Here is an 18696-nt window from a genome sequence, read left to right as displayed (position 1 = left end):
ATGTTCAGAAGACAGCCAGATGCAGATCGGTCCAATGACGAAAGCCCAGCAACGCCCCCTTGTCCAGGAATTCAGGCTTCTCGCCACGCCTGTGGTGCTGTTCCTGCTCGTCTTTCTCGGCTTTCCCGCCATCGTCAATCTGATCTACTCGGTGTCCGACGTCTCGTTCGAGACGTTGCGCCAACCGGAACTCTCCGGCCTCAAGAACTTCGCAGCGGTCTGGAGCGATAGCGCCTTCTGGCAGGCCAGTTGGTTCTCGTTCCGCTTCGGCCTCCTGACCGCGGTGCTCGAATGCGCACTCGGGCTTTTCCTCGCCATCTTCCTGTCGCCGTTGATCGAGCGGCGCAGCTGGCTAATGGCGATCCTGATGCTGCCACTGATGGTGGCGCCGGCACTGGTCGGCCTGATGTACCGGCTCGTCCTGCACGAATTCGTCGGCCCCGTGCCCTATTATCTCTGGACCTATTTCGGCGCGAGCCTGTCGTTTCTCGGCCCCGGCTCGGCCTTCTGGACACTTGTCGTCGTGGAGACGTTGCAGTGGACACCATTTGCGCTGCTGCTGTTCTACATGGCGTACCAGGCGATCCCGTCCGAGATCGCCGAAGCCTCGGCCATGGACGGCGCCAAGAGCCATCATCGGCTCTGGTATATCGAGCTACCGTTGATGCTGCCGACGATCGTCGTCGCCCTGCTCATCCGTTTCATCGACGGCTTCCGCGTCTTCGACAACGTCTATGTGCTGACCGGAAGCGGCCCTGGCGGCTCGACGGCATCCTTGTCGATCTACATCTATGAGGCGTTCTTCAAGCAGGGCGCCATCGGCAAGGCAGTCGCCGCCTCGGTGATCCTGTTCGTCGTCTCCTTTGCCGTTCTCTACAGCCTCAATTTCATCGCCAGCCGCCGGAAGGGAGCCACAAGATGATCACGACGCTTCGCTGGCTGGTGTTCGCGATCGCCGCATTCGCCATGAACTTCCCGATCCTGATGACGCTTTCGACCTCGTTCAAGAGCGCCCGCGAGTTGTCGACCAATCCCGGCCTCTGGGTACAGTCCCCAACGCTCGACAATTATCTCGCGGTCTTCCAGGTGAGCGACCGCTTGAACATCTTCCTCTATCTGTTCAACAGCCTCTCGGTCGCTCTGATCGGCACCGTGCTGGCGGTGGCGCTCGCGCTTCCTGCGGCTTACGCGATTGCCCGCGGCCGGCTCGGCGAGCGGACGCTGTTGCCGTTCATCGTCAATCTGCGCGCCGTTCCGCTCATCATCTTCGCAATCCCGCTCTACATGATGTTCCAGTGGCTGGCGCTGCTCGACACCCGTCTTGGTCTCGGGTTGATCCTGACGATCGTCAACCTGCCGCTGGCGCTCGTCATCCTCGTCAACGCCATCCGTGACCTACCAGCCGAACTCGACGAGGCGGCCCTCATGGACGGCGCCAGCCGGACACAGATCCTCTTCAAAGTGATTGCCCCCGTCTGCCGCCCGGCCATCGTCACCAGCCTGATCTTCGGCTTCATCACCGCCTGGAACGAGTTCCTGTTCGGCCTGATGCTGACGACCTCCAGGGCCGTGCCGATCACCGTCGGCGCCTCGTTTTTCTTCGCCGCCAGTGGCGGCGGCGTGCAATGGGGCGTGGCGTCTGCCGTTATGATCGTCGGCGCACTTCCGCCGGTTCTGCTCGGCCTCATCATGTATCGCCAGATCAGCGGCTCGATGACCGCAGGCGCGGTCAAGGGCTGACCCCTATTTCGGAGACAACCATGGCTACGATTTCGCTCAAGAAGGCCGGCAAGCAATACGGCAATCTGGAGATCATCAGGGAACTCGATCTCGACATCGCCGACGGCGAGTTCGTCGTCATCGTCGGCCCGTCCGGCTGCGGGAAATCCACGCTGCTGCGGATGATCGCCGGGCTGGAGGAAACCACATCCGGCCAGATCTTCATCGACGGCCGCGACGTCACCGCGGCTCCGCCGGTCGAGCGCAAGCTCGCCATGGTGTTCCAGTCCTACGCGCTCTATCCGCACATGACCGTTCGCCGGAACATGGGCTTCGGGCTCAAGCTGGCAAAGCTGCCTGCCGATCGGATCAAGGCCAAGGTCGAGGCTGCGGCCGAGACATTGAAGCTCACGCACCTGCTCGAACGCTACCCCAAGGAATTGTCCGGCGGCCAGCGCCAGCGCGTGGCGATCGGCCGGGCCATCGTTCGCGAACCCGTCGGCTTTCTCTTCGACGAGCCTCTCTCCAACCTCGACGCGGCGTTGCGTGTCGACATGCGGCTCGAAATCGCCAAACTGCATCGCACCCTCGGCGCGACGATGATCTACGTCACCCATGATCAGTGGAGGCGATGACGCTTGCCGACAGGATCGTGGTGATGAAGGACGGCCGCATCATGCAGCAGGGCACCCCGCAGGCGCTCTACCAGACACCCGCCAATCTCTTCGTCGCCCAGTTCATCGGCAGCCCGAAGATGAACCTTCTGCCCTGCCGGCCCGGCGCAGATGGGCTCGATCTATCCGGCGAAGGCAGCATTCGATTGCCTCTGTCCGGCGTGGCCGCACCGGCGCACCTCGGCGCCCGGCCCGAACATCTTTCGCTGGTCTCTCCCGACAGCGGCCATTGCCGAGGCACCATCGAGGTCAGCGAATATCTCGGTGGCAACACCAGCGTCTTCGTGCGCGCCGGCAAACTCGGGCTGATCAATGTCAGCGCACCCGCCGACACACCCTATCGCATCGGCGAGACCGTCGGCATCCGCATCGATTCAGCAAGATCTTCTCTGTTTGACGACGCAGGTGCAGCGATCGCAGCGAACCGATAAAACTTGCTGCGCGTTCCGTCTCACGCGCCCCAGGTCGTTTCGAGCACGCGGATCCAGTTGCCGTGGCAGATTTTCGCCAGTGAGCCTTCGTCATAACCGCGCTTGCGGAGCAGGTCAACCAATAGCTGCAGGTCGGCCGCGTCACGCATCGCCGCGGGTATCGTGGTGCCGTCGAAGTCCGAGCCGAGCGCGACATGGTCGAGGCCGATGCGGTTGGCGATATAGTCGATGTGATCTGCCAGGAGGTCGAGGCTGGTGTCCGGGTTTTTGATGCCGTCAGACCGCAGGAACAGGACACCGAAATTGATGCCGGCAAGGCCGCCCGTGTCCTTGATGGAGTCGAGCTGGCGGTCCGTGAGGTTGCGGCTGTGCGGGCAAAGCGCATGTACATTGGAATGCGAGGCGACCAACGGCGCATTGGAAAGAGCCGCGATGTCCCAGAAGCCTTGCTCATTCATGTGCGACAGGTCGACCATGACCCTGAGCTCGTTGCACGCCCGGATCAGATCCTTGCCGCTTTCCGTCAGGCCGGGACCGATATCCGGCGACGACGGGAAACGGAAGGGCACGCCATAGGCAAAGATGTTCGGCCGGCTCCAGACTGGCCCGAGCGTGCGCAGGCCGGCAGCATGCAGCACGTAAAGCGCATCGAGATCGGCGGCGAACGCTTCCACGCCTTCGATGTGGAGCACCGACGCGAACACGCCGTCGGCGATGGCCTGGCGAATATCGGCCGCCGACCGGCAGATCTTCAAACGGCCGCTCGCCTGCCGTTCAAGGCGCATGAACAGGCTCGCCATGCCAAGCGTGCTGGTGAGCGCGTCCTGCTGATCCGGTGTTGCGAAGTCGCCATTGGCGTCCTTCTGCATGCTCGGAGAGGCGACATAGACGGCGCAAAGACCACCGGCGAGCCCGCCGTTCTCGGCCTTGACGAGGTCGATATGGCCGCTCCCGCCGCCATCGACGAAGCGGGCTTCAGCGTCTGGCTGCTGCGAATGCCACAAGCGCGACAGCACATCGTTATGCCCATCGAAGACCGGAATTTTCGCCTGTGTTGCCAATTGAGGACCGCCTTTCAACCTGTTTGCCGCCACGGCGGCCGACTGCGCGCGACTCATCTCACCGTCGCGCGCGAACATAATCACCTGAAAGCCCTAGGGGAAAGCCGACCATCGGCGCAAATGCAAACCATGCATAGGCCTTGCCGAAATCGGAATTGGTCGCGCCCAGCCATGATGTGCTTAATCCGCCCACTAACAAGGGAACACGGCCGGCGGTGGGGTAGAGGCCACGAAACCCCGCAACGGCTGTTCGCATGACGTTAAGTCAGAGAAGGGGATATTTCCGATGATTTCCAGACGCAACCTGTTGATCGGCGGCGCTGCCGTGCCGTTTCTGTCCTATGTCAGCCTGGTGCCGGCCTTCGCCGAAACCCCGAAAGACATCCTGGTTGTCGCTCAGCAGCTCGACAACATGACGAGCCTCGATCCGCATGAGAGCTTCGAAGCGGTCGGCAGTGAAATCTGCGGCAATATCTACCAGAAGCTGGTTCATCCCAACCTCGACGACGCCAACAAGGTCGATCCGACGCTCGCCGAATCCTGGGAAGTCGACGCGGACAGCAAGGTCTTCACCTTCAATCTTCGGGCAGGCGCCACGTTTGCCAGCGGCGCGCCGGTGACGGCCGAAGATGCGGCCTTCTCGCTGCAGCGCGCCATCAAGATGAACAAGGGTCCCGCCTTCATCATCGCCCAGTTCGGCTTCACGCCGGAGAATGTCGAAGAGCGTATTGTCGCCGTCGATGGCTCGACCCTTCGCCTTACGCTGGATCAGCCGGCGTCGCTCGCCTTCCTGCTCTACTGCCTCTCAGCCAACGTCGGCAGCATCCTGGAGAAGAAGGTCGCGCTCGAAAACGAAGTCGATGGCGACCTCGGCAATGCCTGGCTGCAGAAGAACACCGCCGGTTCGGGCGAATTCGCGCTGCAGTCCTGGAAGCCTAGCGAGAGCGTCGCGCTGACGGTCAACCCGAACGGCCCCTACAAGGGCAATATCAAGCGCATCATCCTGCGCCATGTCGCTGACCCCTCTTCGCAGCTCCTGATGCTGCAGAAGGGCGACGTCGATATCGCCCGCAACCTCAGCTCGGAACAGCTGCGCACGCTGCAGGGCGACGACAACTACACGCTCGTTCGCAAGGGCGTCGCCTCGCTCGTGCTGATCTCGCTCAACCAGAAGCAGGCGAACCTTGCAAAGCCGCAGGTCTGGCAGGCGGTCAAGCACGCGCTCGACTACAAGGGCATGCAGGAAAACATCGTTCCGCTGACCCACAAGATCCACCAGAGCTTCCTGCCCGAGGGCTATCCGGGCGTCGTCAACGACACGCCATTCGTGAAGGACGTGACCAAGGCGAAGGCGCTGATGGCCGAGGCAGGCCTCGAAGCCGGCTTCGACATCGTCATGGATCACTATTCCGCACAGCCCTATCCGGACCTCGCGCAGGCGATCCAGGCAAACCTCACCGAAATCGGCATCCGCGTACAGCTGCAGGCAGCCGAAAACCGCCAGGTGCTGACGAAGATGCGTGCCCGCGAACACCAGATGGCGCTCTCGGCCTGGGGTTCGGACTACTTCGACCCGCACGCCAATGCCGACGTGTTCAACATCAACTCCGACAACTCGGATGATGCCAAGTCGCGTCCCTTCCTGTGGCGCTCGTCCTGGCAGGATGCCGAGATGGCGAAGAAGGCCGAGGCCGCCCGCGACGAGAAGGATCCGGCAAAGCGCATCGCGCTTTACGAGGAGCTGCAGCGCGCCCACATGGAGCACAGCCCCTTCATCTTCATGCTGCAGACAACGACCACGGCGGCTTGCCGCAAGTCGGTTGCCGGCATCCGGCTCGGTACGCTGTCGGATGCCCACTCCTATGCAGAGGCGTCCAAGGCTTGAACAAGCGTATCAAAAGCTTTTCCGCCACGTTGAGCAGCGTCTTCCTGACGCTGCTCGGCCTGACGATCGTCACTTTCATGATCGGGCGCGTCATGCCCGTCGACCCGGTGATTGCCGCGGTCGGCGACAACGCGTCCGAAGCGGTGATCACTCGCGCCCGCATCGAGATGGGTCTGGACCAGCCGCTGATCGTCCAGTTTTTCCGCTATCTCTGGCAGCTGCTGCACGGCGATCTCGGCATGTCGATCCTGACGCGCAATCCTGTTTCGACTGATATCGCCCGGTTCTTCCCGGCAACGCTCGAACTGGCAACGGCGGCGCTGATCTTGTCGGCGGCAATCGGCATTCCGCTTGGCGTCTGGGCCGCCGTCCGGCAGGGTAAGTTCGTCGATCAGGCGATCCGCGTCGTCTGCCTCGCCGGTCACTCCGTTCCGGTGTTCATGCTGTCGCTGATCTCGCTGTTGATCTTCTACGCCACGCTTGGCCTGGCGCCGGGACCCGGCCGTCAGGATGTGATCTTTGACGGCATGATCGATCCTGTCACCGGCCTCTTGACGATCGACACGCTGGTCGCCGGCGACTGGGACGCCTTCCGGGACGCGTTGGCGCACATGGCGCAGCCGGTCTGTATCCTTGCCTATTTCAGCATGGCCTATATCACCCGCATGACCCGGGCCTTCATGGTCGATGCGCTGAAGGGCGAGTTCGTCATCACCGCGCGTGCCAAAGGTCTCTCAGCTTCGACCGTCATCTGGAGCCACGCCTTCCCGACGGTTGCCGTGCAGTTGGTGACGGTGCTGGCGCTGACCTATGCCGGGCTTCTTGAGGGCGCCGTCGTTACCGAAACGGTGTTCAGTTGGCCAGGCCTCGGCCAATACCTGACGGTGTCGCTGATGAACGCCGACATGAACCCGGTGGTCGGAGCGACCTTGCTGATCGGCCTCATCTATGTCGGCCTCAACCTCATCGCCGACCTTCTCTATCGTGTACTGGATCCCCGCGTCCGATGATGCTTACGACCTTTCGAAACTGGGCGCTGGACGAAACGCCCGCCTCGCGCACTCAGGCCTCCTGGGGCCATCGCTACCGCATCTGGCTGAAGCTCAAGTCCAACCCGCTGGCAATGATCGGGCTGACGATCATCCTCGTCTTCGCCCTGCTCGCAGCGCTTGCGCCAGTGCTGGCGCCGCACGATCCGGCGATCCAGAACTTGGCAAACCGGCTTGCCGCTCCAAGTGCAGCGCATTGGCTCGGCACCGACGAGCTCGGCCGCGACATCTTCTCGCGCATCCTCTTTGGCGGCCGCGTGACGCTCGGCATGGTCGTCTCGGTGGTTGTTCTGGTTGCGCCGATCGGCCTTGCCGTCGGCTGCATCGCCGGCTATTTCGGCGGCATCGTCGATACCGTGCTGATGCGCGTAACCGATGTGTTCCTCGCCTTCCCGCGCCTCATTCTGGCGCTTGCCTTCGTCGCGGCGCTCAAGCCCGGTGTCGAAAGCGCTGTTCTCGCTATCGCGCTCACCGCCTGGCCGCCCTATGCGCGCCTTGCCCGTGCCGAAACCATGACGGTTCGCCGCAGCGATTTCATCGCCGCCTGCCGGCTAACCGGCGCCTCGCCGTGGCGGATCATCATGCGCCATGCAGCGCCGCTCTGCGTGCCGAGCCTGATCGTGCGCATCACGCTCGACATGAGCTCGATCATCATCACTGCCGCCAGCCTCGGCTTCCTCGGCATGGGCGCGCAGCCGCCGTCGCCGGAATGGGGCGCGATGATTGCCACCGCCAAGCGCTTCATCTTCGAGCAGTGGTGGGTTGCCACCGTGCCCGGCATCGCGATCTTCCTGGTCTCACTCGCGTTCAACTTCCTCGGCGACGGATTGCGCGACGTGCTCGATCCGAAGGGAGACTGAGCCATGCTGGTCGACATCCAGAACCTCCGCATTGCCTTCGAGAACCGCTCTTCCCGGTTCGAGGCCGTGCGCGGTGTCTCGCTTTCGCTCGGCGCGGAAAAACTCGGCATCGTCGGCGAGTCCGGCTCGGGCAAGAGCCTGACGGCGCGGGCGCTGATGAAGCTTTTGCCCGCCAATGCCGCCATCACCGCCGATCGGCTGTCCTTCGACGGCATCGACGTGCTCGCCGCCTCGGAAAAACAGATGCGCCAGATCCGCGGCAAGCGGGCGGGCTTCATCCTGCAGGATCCGAAATACTCGCTGAACCCGGTGATGAACATCGGCCGGCAAGTGTCTGAAGCCTGGCGCGCCCACAAGGGCGGCAGCAAGAAGCAGGCGCTCGAAGCGGCGATCCACCTTCTCGACCAGGTGAAGATCCGCAATCCGCGCGAAGTCGCCGCCTCTTATCCGCACGAGGTCTCGGGCGGCATGGGCCAGCGGGTGATGATCGCGATGATGCTGGCCCCCGATCCGGAGCTGCTGATTGCCGACGAACCGACGAGCGCGCTCGATGCCACCGTGCAGGCCGAAATCCTGCGGCTGATCGAGGAGCTGGTGTCGGAGCGCAACATGGGCCTCATTTTGATCAGCCACGACTTGCCGCTCGTTTCCCATTTCTGCGACCGCGTCGCGGTGATGTACTCCGGCCGGGTCATGGAAGAGCTGAAAGCATCGGAGCTACTCAACGCGCGCCACCCCTACACCAAGGGGCTCCTCAACTGCATGCCCTCCCTCACGCATCCCAGGGACCGGCTGCCTGTTCTCAACCGCGATGCTTCGTGGCTCACCGCATGATCGACGTTGAAAATCTCCGCATAAGGTTCGGCGACCGCGAGGTCGTCAAAGGTGTCTCGTTTTCGGTGAAAAAGGGCGACAGCTTCGGCATCGTCGGCGAAAGCGGCTCGGGCAAATCCACGATCCTGCGGGCGATGGCCGGGCTCAACGAAAGCTGGGAAGGCCGCATCGCCTTCGGGGGAGAGGCGGCCGCGCTGAAGCGTCCGCCGGGTTTCTTCCGCCGGGTGCAGATGGTGTTCCAGGATCCCTATGGTTCGCTGCACCCGCGCCAGACGATCGACCGCATCCTCAGCGAATTGCCGCTGGTGCACGGCATGGACAATATCGACAGGCGGATCGTCCAGGCGCTGTCGGACGTGGCCCTGCCGCAGGCGGCCCGCTTCCGGTTTCCCCACCAGCTGTCCGGCGGCCAGCGTCAGCGGGTGGCGATCGCGCGCGCACTGATTGCCGATCCGCAGGTGCTGCTGCTCGACGAGCCGACGAGTGCTCTCGACGTCTCGGTGCAGGCGGAAATCCTGAACCTCTTGTCCGACCTTCGCGAAGCGCGAAACCTCACCTACATTCTCGTCAGCCACAACCTCGCCGTGATCGCCCATCTCTGCGGTCAGGTCGGTGTCATGTTGAACGGTGAAATGGTGGAGCAACTGAGCGCGCAGGACCTGCGGACGGGCAAGACAAACCATGCCCATACGACGGAACTGCGCATGCTGAGCGTCGGGCTGGAAGAACCCGCCTGACCTCGATCTTGTCGAGACAACAAACACAATGGAAGACACCATGCCGGTACATTTCGATTGGCACGCCGCATCTGCTACCGCCGAAGGTTTCGCCAGACAGTGGGCGGAGAACGAACCGGGCGGCGCCATCGTCGGCTTCGATGAGAGCGGCATCCGCTTTTCGCATGCGCGCGGCGCCGAGAGCCTGGCGACGCTTACGCCGTTTTCGGCTGAAAGCGTCGTACGTTATGCCTCGGTCACCAAGCATTTCTTCTGTGCCATGGTGCTTGCGCACGACGACATCATCAAGCTCGACGACCGGCTTGGGCAACATCTGCCCGAACTTGTCTCGCCGCTTGCCGATGTGACGGTCGGCCAGGCGCTCGACATGAGCGGCGGCTTGCCGGACACGCGCGAATGCCTGTCGCTGCTCGGCCTCTCCGTCTACACGGAGACCCAAGCCGCAACACTTCTTGAATTCTTGGCACGCATGCGGCGGCTGAATTTCGACGCCGGCAGCGAAGTCTCCTATTCCAACACCGGCTATCGCCTCGTCGAGGCGGCACTTGAGCGCAAGGGTTTTGCCTTCGACGACTTTATCCAGAGCGACGTTGCCGGCCCCCTCGGCGTCACCTTCAAAGCACCCGACGGCTGGAACGACCCGGTGACAGGCCTGGTGCCCGGCTATTGGCAGAACGGTGAACGCTGGCAGCTTTCCGCCGCCGGCCTGCATATCTCCGCCTCCGGTAGCCTGACGGGGAGTGCCAATGCGCTCACTGCCTGGCTGCAGGCATTGATAGCCGGCAATGGCCGATACGAAGGTGTGCTGGAGAAGTTGCAGGCAACGCGCTTCCTCGCGGATGGACGGCCGAGCGGCTACAGTCTTGGCCTGCGCCTGTCGAAACTTGGTGAGCGCAGCTTCGTCGGTCACGGCGGTTCGCATCCCGGCTACAAGACCTACTTCCTGCTCGACCCCGAAAGCCGGTCGGGCTTCGTCGTCGTCTCCAACCGTGAGGACACCAACGGCAACAAGATCGCGCTCGAAAGCATGACGGCGCTGACTGGCTTGCCGTTGCCAACGCCGGCAACCGGCATTCATGACGGCCTGTATTTGACCGAGAAAGGTCCCTGGTGGCTCGAGATCAAGGGCAGCGTCTGCACCTATCTCGATGCCGACGACACGCTTTACGACGACGGCGACGGCTGGGTTTCGTCGCGCTCGGCCTCGTCGCCGATGCGGTTGCGGCTGGAGGGTACGGCGCTTGTCGGTGAAGCGGGCCATGCGGCGCGCCGCTTCCTGCCCGTCCTCGGCGAGCAAGTTGTGCCGACATCCCTTTCTGGAACGTGGCAATCCCCGGAAGGGGCCGAGTTCGAGATCCGCGATGGAGCGGTGCTGATGGGCGTTGGCCCGGTGCGCAACGTCATGCCGCTGACGGCGCTCGGCAATGGACGCTTCCTGTTCACGCTGCATGACGGGCCGTGGACGAAGCGTGTCTGCCTTCATGTCCTCGACAATGACAGGGTGGAACTCGTGCTCAACCGCGCGCGGATGATGGAATACCGCCGTCGGTCCTGATTTTTCTTGATGCCTGTCGAACAGTGCCTAAAAGGGGTCAGGTTCCCGCTGCAAGGCGGGAACTGACGCTTTTCAGGAGTACATGTTTTGGAAATCAAGTGGCTCGAGGACTTTCTGGCGCTGGCGAGCACGCTCAATTTCTCGAAAGCGGCCGACGAACGGCACGTCACCCAATCCGCCTTCAGCCGCCGGATCAAGCAGCTCGAGGCCTGGGTCGGAGCGAGCCTAGTCGACCGCGCCACCTACCCGTCGCGTTTGACCGAGGCGGGCCAGAAATTCGTGCCGGTGGCGCAGGAGACGCTTCAGCACCTCTATCAATCCCGGCGCAACCTGCAGAAGGAAGAGGGTTCGGACGCCAAGACCATCAAGGTGACCGCGCTCCACACGCTCTCCTTTACGTTCTTTCCTGATTGGATGAACCGGATCAACAAGAAGGCCGGCCCAGTCTTCTCCAGACTGCGCCCGGATTCCGGCAGCATGGAGGAAAACCTCAACTCACTGGTCGACGGATCCTGCGATTTCCTTCTGACCTATGCTCATACCCAGGTACCGCTGCTCCTCGACCCGCAGGCGTTCGAACACCGCTCGCTCGGCCACGAAAAGATCATTCCGGTTTCGTCACCCAACGAGAGCGGGTCGGCCGCCCACCTGCTGGAAGGCGGCACGAAGCCCTTTCCGCATATCAGCTACGAGAAGTCGTCGTTCTTTGGGCAATTGCTGGGAGAACTGGTCGGCGCCGACCTGCCGCCATTCCAACGGGTGCATGAGGGCAGCATGTCGGTCGGCCTGAAAGCGATGGCGCAGGCCGGCTGGGGCATCGCCTGGGTGCCGGAAAGCCTGATGACCGCAGAGCTTGCCTCCGGCGCGCTGGTACGCGCCGCCGATCCTCGCTGGGATATCAGCGTCGAAATCCGGCTCTACCGCGCCAAAGACAACCGGCGCCCGGTCGTCGGACGCATCTGGCAGTCGCAGGACACGGCCGCCGCCTGAGGGAAGAAACAGCGGCTCCCGGCAGGGAGCGCTTCACACCCTCAGCCTGTCGGTTGTGGCTCCGCCGGCGCTAGATCGCCGTACGGCGGGCATTTTCCAGATAAAGTTCGCGCAACCGGCGGACCATCGGACCGGGCTTGCCGTCACCGATCGGCTTGCCGTCGATGCGCGTCACCGAAACGACGAAGTTCGACGCGCTCGTCAGGCAGGCCTCGCGGGCGCCCAGCGCCTCATCGAGCGAAAACGGCCGCTCCTCGATTGTAAGCCCCTGCTCGCGCGCCAGTTCCAGCGCGGCAAGCCGCGTGCAGCCGGGCAGCGTCGCGTTGCTGTTGCCGCGGGTAACGATCCTGCCATCGTCGGTGACGATGTAGGCAGTGGAGGACGCGCCTTCGGTGACGAACCCGTCCTCGATCATCCAGGCTTCGTCGCAGCCTTCGGCCTTGGCGATGCGCTTCGCCATCACCTGCGGCAAAAGACATACGCTCTTGATATCGCGTCGTGCCCAGCGTTGGTCGGCGACCGATTTGACGGAGACGCCCTTGTCGACCGCCCCCACGTGCTCAAGCGTCTTGACCTGGGTGAAGAGCAGCAGCGTCGGCTTGATCTCACCTGAAAACAGGAAGTTGCGATCCTCCGCACCACGTGTGAGCTGCAGATAGACAACGCCTTCAACGAGATTGTTTTCGCGCACCAGCCGGCGCTCGATCTCGACGATCTCCGAAACGGATACCGGAAGCGGCACGTCGATCTCGCGGGCGGAACGTTCGAGTCGCGCCATATGCAGCGCGCTGTCGATGAGCTTGCCTTCGAGCACCGCGGTCACTTCGTAGATCCCGTCGCCGAACAGGAAGCCGCGATCGAAGATCGACAGATGCGCCGCGCTTTCGGAAACGAACTCGCCGTTCAGATAAACGATACGGCCGGTCGGGTTGGGCATGGTAACTCCGTCTGAGGGAAAAGAATTCAGGAGGTCTTGAGGGCTGTAAGCCGGTCGAGCGAGATCCCCTCGACCGAACTGGCCTTGCCGGTGGCGGCGTTGAAGCCGCGCATGGATTGCGCCGTGACCAGCGAATTGAGGATCGCCTCTTCGGTTGCCTCGATCGTCGCTTCGAACAGCGGCGAGATCAGGTCGTTCGGCAGATCGGGATAGCTGGAGATCGCCGCGCGCCGTTCGCGCGTCCGACGCACGGGTTCTGCGGTCGAGAATGCCAGCGCATAATCGCCGGAGCCGTTGCTGAGCGCAGCACCGGTGCGGGAAAGGCCGCCAAAGGCGCGCTCGGCCAGACGCTTGAGATTACGTGCCGATACCGGCGCGTCGGTGGCGACGACGATGACAATCGAGCCGTCACGATCATGTCCTGACGGCGCATCATAAGGCTGGCCGCAGACCAGCAACCTTCCGCCATAATTGGACTGAACCAGCACGCCGACGGTGAAGATCTCGCCCGCGGCTTTGACGCGGCGCGAGCTGGTGCCGATACCGCCCTTGAGACCGAAGGCGACCGTGCCTGTGCCGGCGCCGATGGCGCCCTCTTCTACCGGGCCGGTTGCTGCCGCGGCAAGCGCCATGCCGATCTCGTCAACCGTTGGGCGGCCTGTGCGGATATCGTTCAACCGGCTGTCATTCGTTTCGCCGACGACAGCGTTGAGCGACACGACCTTTTCGTTGCCCGGCTGGGCCAGTGTAAAGCGGTTGACCGCCTCGATCGCCCGCCCGGTAGCCAGCGTGTTGGTCAAAACGACAGGGGTTTCGAGCTCGCCCAGTTCGGCAATCTGGGTGGAGCCGACAAACTTGCCGAAACCGTTGAGCACCGCAAGCGCCGCCGGCACCTTATCCTGAAACAGGTTGCCCTGGTGGGGTAGGATGGCGGTGGCGCCGGTGCGGATCCTGTCGCCCTCGATAACGGTCGCGTGGCCAACGGCAAGGCCTGCGACATCGGTGATCGCGTTCAGCAAACCGGTCTCGTAGACGCCGGGGCGAAATCCGAGATCGCGAAGTCTTTGACGCGTGCTTGCCGACATGTGGCCTTTTCCCCGTTGTGCCTGGTGGCATCCGCCGCAAACGACCGCCGCCTTATTTGGCTGGAAGCTACTCTTCCCCGCGACAAAACGGCATCTCAAAAATGGAATAGTTCTATGAGAAGTCCGCAAGACGATCGGACGTCTCTCGCGCTACTGAGCGCAGCAACACGCCGAGACCACCTCAGTTGGTCGGCAGCTTGCGGCTCTTCCAGGCCGTTTCTGGCACGATGCCGCCGATCGCGTAGCTGAACGAAACGACCTCGACCGTCTCGAGGTTGACCTTGCACCTGAAGTTGACGTCGTACCAATTGCCCTTGCTGCGATAGGCGCCGCCGCTCGCGTCGATCTGCTCCTTGCCGATAAACCCGCCGGATGGGCCGAAGGGCACGAGCATATCGGGAAAATCCTTCGGTCGCTCATGGCGGATCTGCTCTAAGGCCTCGATGCTGCAGAGCTGGAGGATACGCTTCTTGACCGGCAACTGACCCATCGCCTGCTTAACGCGCGGATCGGCGATCGATTTTGCAGAGAAAAGCTCCTCCGCCTCGACGAACCTGTCGGACGGCAACTTCGCCTTCGCTTCGGCCTTGCCCTCCGTCTCGTCGCTTTTTTCCTTGTTGTCCACGGGTTTGCGCACCGGCACCGGATCGGCTTTCGGCACCGCCTTCTCTGCATCCGCCTCGGCAGGCGGCTTCTTCTCGGCAGCACTTTCCTCGCCGTTGGCACTACTCGACAGAACGGCAAGCTGCTGCGGTGCAGGTTTTTCCGCCTCCGGCTGCTTCTGCGCCTTCGCCTCCGCCTTCTCACTGACAGCAGCGGCCGCCTCCGCTTTCTTCGGCTGGTTCACGACATCCTTCTTCTCGGCCTTTGCGGTGGGCGGAAGCTGAGCGGCTTTGGCCTCCTGCTTGATCTTGGCCGCAGCCGATTCGAAAACCGGTGGCTGCTGACGAGCGGGAGCCGGCTGGGGCTTCGGCTGTTCCTTTTTCGGCTGCGCTTCCTGTTTGGGCTTTTCTTCCTGCTTGGGCTGCGGCGCAGAGACGATCTCGACGTTGATGCTCTGCTCGCCCTCAGGCTTGGGCGCTTCATCCGGCAAACGAAACAGCACGAGAAAGATCACGAGCAAATGCAGGCCCACCGAAGTCGGCGTACCCCATCTGATCTTCTCCCACCATTTTTCGGAAAACAGCTGCATCGCTTACGAGTAATGGACCATATGGGCGGAAGCTAGGGGCTTAGGCACGTCTCAACAAGTGGGCACGATATCGCACACGCAACCGCAGACGAGAATGATTGCAACATGTCCCGGTCACGGATCGGAGCGGCGGTCCCCGACCGCACCGGAGTCGCTGCTTGCCGTGACCCGCGTCTACGACCTCTCGAATGCGTAAAAGACCTCGGCCGCGGACCCGACATGGCTCGGCTTCCATACCGGGGCCTATGTATTTGCTGTGCTGCTTTACTTCGTCATCTGCTTTGCCGGCTGGCGCTACAGCATCTGGCTCGAAAAACGCCTGAATGCCAGTACCCGCCATTGAAGCGCCCCTTCACCCCGGCTTGCGCGAGACGTCCTGACGGGCCAAGAGTGGCCGCAACGGAATCGCATGCCGGACGGGCGCATGAAACGAAACGAAATCGCGATCATTGGCGGCGGGCCGAGCGGGCTGATGGCGGCAGAGATCCTGTCTCTGCAAAACCATTCGGTGACGGTGTACGACAGCATGCCGACCGTTGCGCGCAAGTTTCTGCTCGCCGGCAAGTCCGGCCTGAATATCACCCATTCCGAGGATTTCCAGCGCTTTGCCGGTCGCTTCGGGGCCGCATCGGAGCGATTGCGGGCAGCGCTCGACGCCTTCACCCCCGCCGATGTGCGGGCCTGGGCGGAGGACCTCGGGACCGAAACCTTTGTCGGCTCATCCGGCCGTGTCTTTCCAAAGGCGATGAAGGCCTCGCCGCTGCTGCGCGCCTGGATCAAGAGGCTGGAGGCGCAAGGCGTGCGTATCCTGACGCGGCACCGATGGATGGGCTTTGCCGGACAGGCACTGACCTTCAACACGCCGGATGGACGCCAGACCGTCCACAGCGATGCCACGCTTCTCGCACTCGGCGGCGCCAGCTATCCGCGGCTGGGGTCCGACGCCGGCTGGCTGGCGGCTTTCAGAGACGCAGGCGTCGATGTCGCCGATTTCCGCCCGGCCAATTGCGGTTTCGATGTCGACTGGGACGATGCGTTCCGTGAACGATTTGCCGGCGAAGCGCTGAAATCGGTGACGGCAACTTCAGAGGCGGGCACGATCCCCGGCGAATTCGTCATCAGCCGCCACGGTATCGAGGGCAGCCTCGTCTATGCGCATGCGGCGCATTTGCGCAACCGTCTGGAGACGCAGGAGGCTGCGGTGTTGTCGATCGATCTTGCCCCTGGACGGACCAGCGAACGGCTGGCCAAGGACCTGGCGCGCCAACCCGCCAAGACGAGCTTCTCCAATCGCCTGCGCAAAGGCGCGGGGCTGGAAGGCGTCAAGGCGGCACTGCTGCGCGAAATTACTCCCGAGGCCCCACGCGCGGACCCCAAGACGCTTGCCGAACGCATCAAGTCGGTGCCGATTACTGTTCTTCGCCCCCGCCCGATCGCCGAGGCAATTTCGTCGGCCGGCGGCGTACGTTGGAGCGCCATGGATGACGCCTACATGCTCAAGGCGCTGCCGGGCACTTTCGTCGCCGGTGAAATGATCGATTGGGAAGCGCCGACCGGCGGCTACTTGCTGACCGCCTGTTTCGCCACGGGTCGCGCTGCCGCCCATGGTATTGACGCATGGCTGCGGCAGTAGGCAAGCCTCGCGCCACCCGCAAGGCGGTATCGTTGATGCCACCAGACAACAGAAGCGAAACGCAAGACGCCGCCACCCCATGGGATAGCGGCGTCCTGACGTTTCGTTTCACATGGCGCCGGCTTGCACCCGACCTCAGCTGTCGTTGAGCACGAGGCCCTTGGTCAGTTCCAGCGCCTGCCGCTCGAACAGACCGCGGTAGATGCCGCCGTCAAGGCGGATCAGCGCCTCGTGCGTGCCTTCTTCCGCGATCCGGCCGTGGCTGAACACCAGCAATCGGTCGAGCGCGCGCACCGTGGACAGCCGATGTGCAATGACCAGGGTGGTGCGCCCCAGCATCAACCGCTCCATCGCCTGCTGGATCAGCACTTCCGATTCCGAATCGAGGCTCGACGTCGCCTCGTCCAGAATGAGGATCGGTGCATCGGCCAGGAAGGCCCGGGCGATGGCAATGCGCTGGCGCTCGCCGCCCGAAAGCTTGACGCCGCGCTCACCCACCAACGTGCCATAACCTTTCGGCAGGCCCGTGATGAAGTCGTGGGCGCTCGCAAGCCTTGCCGCCTTTTCGATCTCCGCTTGCGTGGCCGTCGGCCTGGCATAGGCGATGTTTTCCGCAAGCGAGCGGTGAAACAGGATCGGCTCCTGTTGGACGATCGCGATCTGCTGGCGCAGCGATGCCTGAGCAACCCCAGCGATATCCTGGCCGTCGATCCGGATCTGGCCGGATTTCAGGTCATGCAGACGCTGGATCAGCTTGACGAAAGTCGTCTTGCCTGAGCCGGAATGCCCGACAAGGCCGACACGCTCACCGGCCGGTATCGTCACCGAGAACCGGTCATAGAGCGGCTTGCGATGGGCGCCGTAGTGGAAGGTCACATCGTTGAATTCGATGCGGCCATCGGTGATGCGGATCGGCTTTGCATCGGCCTTGTCTTCGATACCGAGCGGCTGCGCGTGGATGTCCACCAGCTCTTCCATATCGTTGACGGACCGCTGCAGGTTGCGGATGTGCATGCCCACTTCCCGCAGGTAACCCTGCAGGATGAAGAAGGAGGTCAGCACGAAGGTGATGTCGCCCGCGGTCGCCTGGCCGCGCGACCAGAGAAACAGCGCAAAGCCGATGACCGCTGCCCGGAGAACGAGCAACAGCGCGCCCTGCGTCGTCCCGTTCACCGTTCCGCGGACCCAGGTCCGGCCGGTGCGGTCGCGCCATTTGGCGAGAACCTTGACCAGCCGCGCATCCTCACGCTTTTCGGCCCCGAAGCCTTTCACGACGTTGTTGCAGCTGACGGCATCGGCAAGCGAGCCGCCGAGCTTGGTGTCCCAGCTGTTGGCCAGGCGCGCCATCGGCGCAACGTAGCCGAGCGACAACATGACCGTCGCGGCGATGAAGACGAGCGAGCCCACGCCGATGATGACACCCATCATCGGCCAGTACCACGCCATCAAAGCGGTCGAGCCGACCAGCATGATGATCGACGGAAACAGCGCTATCAGTAGCGTGTCGTTCAACAGATCCAGCGCCCACATGCCGCGCGTCACCTTGCGAACCGTCGAGCCGGCAAAGCTGTTGGCATGCCAGTCGGAGGAGAAGCGCTGGATGCGGAAGAAGGCGGCCGAGGCAATGTCGGACATCATCTTGAGCGTCAGATCGACGACGCCCATGAAGGTGAAATGCCGGAAAATGATGGCACCGAGCGACAGCGCCATCATCATCCAGAACGCCGCAAGTGCCGCATCCCAGGCCACCTGGTCAGAGGCAGCGCCCGTCACCACCGCGTCGACCAGCCGACCGGAGTAAAGCGGCGTCATGACATCCGCGAGCGTCGAAAGCAGCACGGCGCCCAGGATGAAAGAAAGGCGAAGCGGCTGGCGCTTCCAATGAACCCAGGTGAAACCGAAAACGCTGCGGAACGCACCGCCGCGCAAGGCGAAACGAGTAAAAGCCATAACGATTGCCCAATGCCAAAAGCACTGGCCTCAAAATTCTAGTCAATGAAACATGCCGAGAAAGGGAAACTGTTTTCCGATCGGCATCAATGGATTGGTAGCTT

The 18696-nt window shown here is 62.8% G+C and carries 15 protein-coding genes and 1 pseudogene; 11 read left to right on the top strand and 5 right to left on the bottom strand.

Going from position 1 to position 18696, the window contains the following annotated elements:
- Window positions 1–19 precede the first annotated feature (19 nt).
- The 3 genes and pseudogenes from ABIE33_RS22350 (at window position 20) to ABIE33_RS22340 (ending at window position 2824) form a co-directional block, all read left to right on the top strand.
- Entirely contained in the window at window positions 20–922 is a 903-nt protein-coding gene (locus ABIE33_RS22350) for a carbohydrate ABC transporter permease (RefSeq protein ID WP_429129604.1), read from the top strand.
- Window positions 919–1740 carry a carbohydrate ABC transporter permease gene (locus ABIE33_RS22345; RefSeq protein WP_429129601.1) on the top strand — a complete coding sequence of 274 codons (822 nt, stop codon included), beginning with the start codon at window positions 919–921 and terminating at the stop codon, window positions 1738–1740. The genes ABIE33_RS22350 and ABIE33_RS22345 overlap by 4 nt, the downstream gene beginning before the upstream one ends.
- A 20-nt stretch (window positions 1741–1760) precedes the next feature.
- Window positions 1761–2824: pseudogene (locus ABIE33_RS22340) on the top strand (ABC transporter ATP-binding protein).
- Between the two features lie 20 nt (window positions 2825–2844).
- On the opposite strand, the gene ABIE33_RS22335 reads toward ABIE33_RS22340, so the two are convergent.
- A complete protein-coding gene (locus tag ABIE33_RS22335) occupies window positions 2845–3885 on the bottom strand; it encodes a dipeptidase (RefSeq protein WP_429129598.1) in 1041 nt (346 codons plus the stop codon).
- A gap of 286 nt (window positions 3886–4171) precedes the next feature.
- Here ABIE33_RS22335 and ABIE33_RS22330 point away from each other — a divergent pair, with 286 nt between their 5' ends.
- From ABIE33_RS22330 to ABIE33_RS22300, 7 genes are all read left to right on the top strand, one after another.
- Entirely contained in the window at window positions 4172–5770 is a 1599-nt protein-coding gene (locus tag ABIE33_RS22330; protein WP_429129595.1) for an ABC transporter substrate-binding protein, read from the top strand.
- On the top strand, window positions 5767–6780 hold the full coding sequence (locus ABIE33_RS22325; RefSeq protein WP_429129592.1) for an ABC transporter permease: 1014 nt from the start codon (window positions 5767–5769) through the stop codon (window positions 6778–6780). Before ABIE33_RS22330 ends, ABIE33_RS22325 begins: the two co-directional genes overlap by 4 nt.
- The gene (nikC, locus tag ABIE33_RS22320) at window positions 6777–7679 is read left to right on the top strand and encodes a nickel transporter permease (protein ID WP_429129589.1); all 903 of its coding nucleotides are present in this window, start codon (window positions 6777–6779) and stop codon (window positions 7677–7679) included. The genes ABIE33_RS22325 and nikC overlap by 4 nt, the downstream gene beginning before the upstream one ends.
- A 3-nt stretch (window positions 7680–7682) precedes the next feature.
- Window positions 7683–8513 (top strand): ABC transporter ATP-binding protein, encoded by an 831-nt coding sequence (locus ABIE33_RS22315; RefSeq protein WP_429129586.1) that lies wholly within the window; start codon window positions 7683–7685, stop codon window positions 8511–8513.
- A complete protein-coding gene (locus ABIE33_RS22310) occupies window positions 8510–9250 on the top strand; it encodes an ABC transporter ATP-binding protein (protein ID WP_429129583.1) in 741 nt (246 codons plus the stop codon). The genes ABIE33_RS22315 and ABIE33_RS22310 overlap by 4 nt, the downstream gene beginning before the upstream one ends.
- A 40-nt stretch (window positions 9251–9290) precedes the next feature.
- On the top strand, window positions 9291–10805 hold the full coding sequence (locus tag ABIE33_RS22305) for a serine hydrolase domain-containing protein (RefSeq protein ID WP_429129580.1): 1515 nt from the start codon (window positions 9291–9293) through the stop codon (window positions 10803–10805).
- An 87-nt stretch (window positions 10806–10892) separates the two neighbouring features.
- A complete protein-coding gene (locus ABIE33_RS22300) occupies window positions 10893–11795 on the top strand; it encodes a LysR family transcriptional regulator (RefSeq protein WP_429129578.1) in 903 nt (300 codons plus the stop codon).
- Between the two features lie 70 nt (window positions 11796–11865).
- Here ABIE33_RS22300 and ABIE33_RS22295 read toward each other — a convergent pair whose 3' ends face one another.
- From ABIE33_RS22295 to ABIE33_RS22285, 3 genes are all read right to left on the bottom strand, one after another.
- The gene (locus ABIE33_RS22295; protein WP_429129575.1) at window positions 11866–12732 is read right to left on the bottom strand and encodes a D-amino-acid transaminase; all 867 of its coding nucleotides are present in this window, start codon (window positions 12730–12732) and stop codon (window positions 11866–11868) included.
- A 26-nt stretch (window positions 12733–12758) separates the two neighbouring features.
- Window positions 12759–13817 (bottom strand): P1 family peptidase, encoded by a 1059-nt coding sequence (locus tag ABIE33_RS22290; RefSeq protein ID WP_429129573.1) that lies wholly within the window; start codon window positions 13815–13817, stop codon window positions 12759–12761.
- Window positions 13818–13998: 181 nt separating this feature from the next.
- The gene (locus ABIE33_RS22285; RefSeq protein ID WP_429129570.1) at window positions 13999–15009 is read right to left on the bottom strand and encodes a DUF930 domain-containing protein; all 1011 of its coding nucleotides are present in this window, start codon (window positions 15007–15009) and stop codon (window positions 13999–14001) included.
- A gap of 424 nt (window positions 15010–15433) precedes the next feature.
- Between ABIE33_RS22285 and ABIE33_RS22280 the strand changes: the two genes are divergently transcribed.
- The gene (locus ABIE33_RS22280) at window positions 15434–16642 is read left to right on the top strand and encodes a TIGR03862 family flavoprotein (protein WP_429129568.1); all 1209 of its coding nucleotides are present in this window, start codon (window positions 15434–15436) and stop codon (window positions 16640–16642) included.
- A 135-nt stretch (window positions 16643–16777) separates the two neighbouring features.
- Here the strand turns inward: ABIE33_RS22280 and ABIE33_RS22275 are convergent, their stop codons facing one another.
- Window positions 16778–18592, bottom strand: a complete 1815-nt coding sequence (locus tag ABIE33_RS22275) for an ABC transporter ATP-binding protein (RefSeq protein WP_429129565.1) — start codon at window positions 18590–18592, stop codon at window positions 16778–16780.
- Window positions 18593–18696: the final 104 nt, after the last annotated feature.

The sequence above is a fragment of the Ensifer sp. 4252 genome, from assembly GCF_050434565.1.
GTDB lineage: Bacteria > Pseudomonadota > Alphaproteobacteria > Rhizobiales > Rhizobiaceae > Ensifer.
The sequence above is the reverse complement of the archived record's forward strand: the minus strand, read 5'-3'. Positions and strand labels throughout refer to the sequence as shown.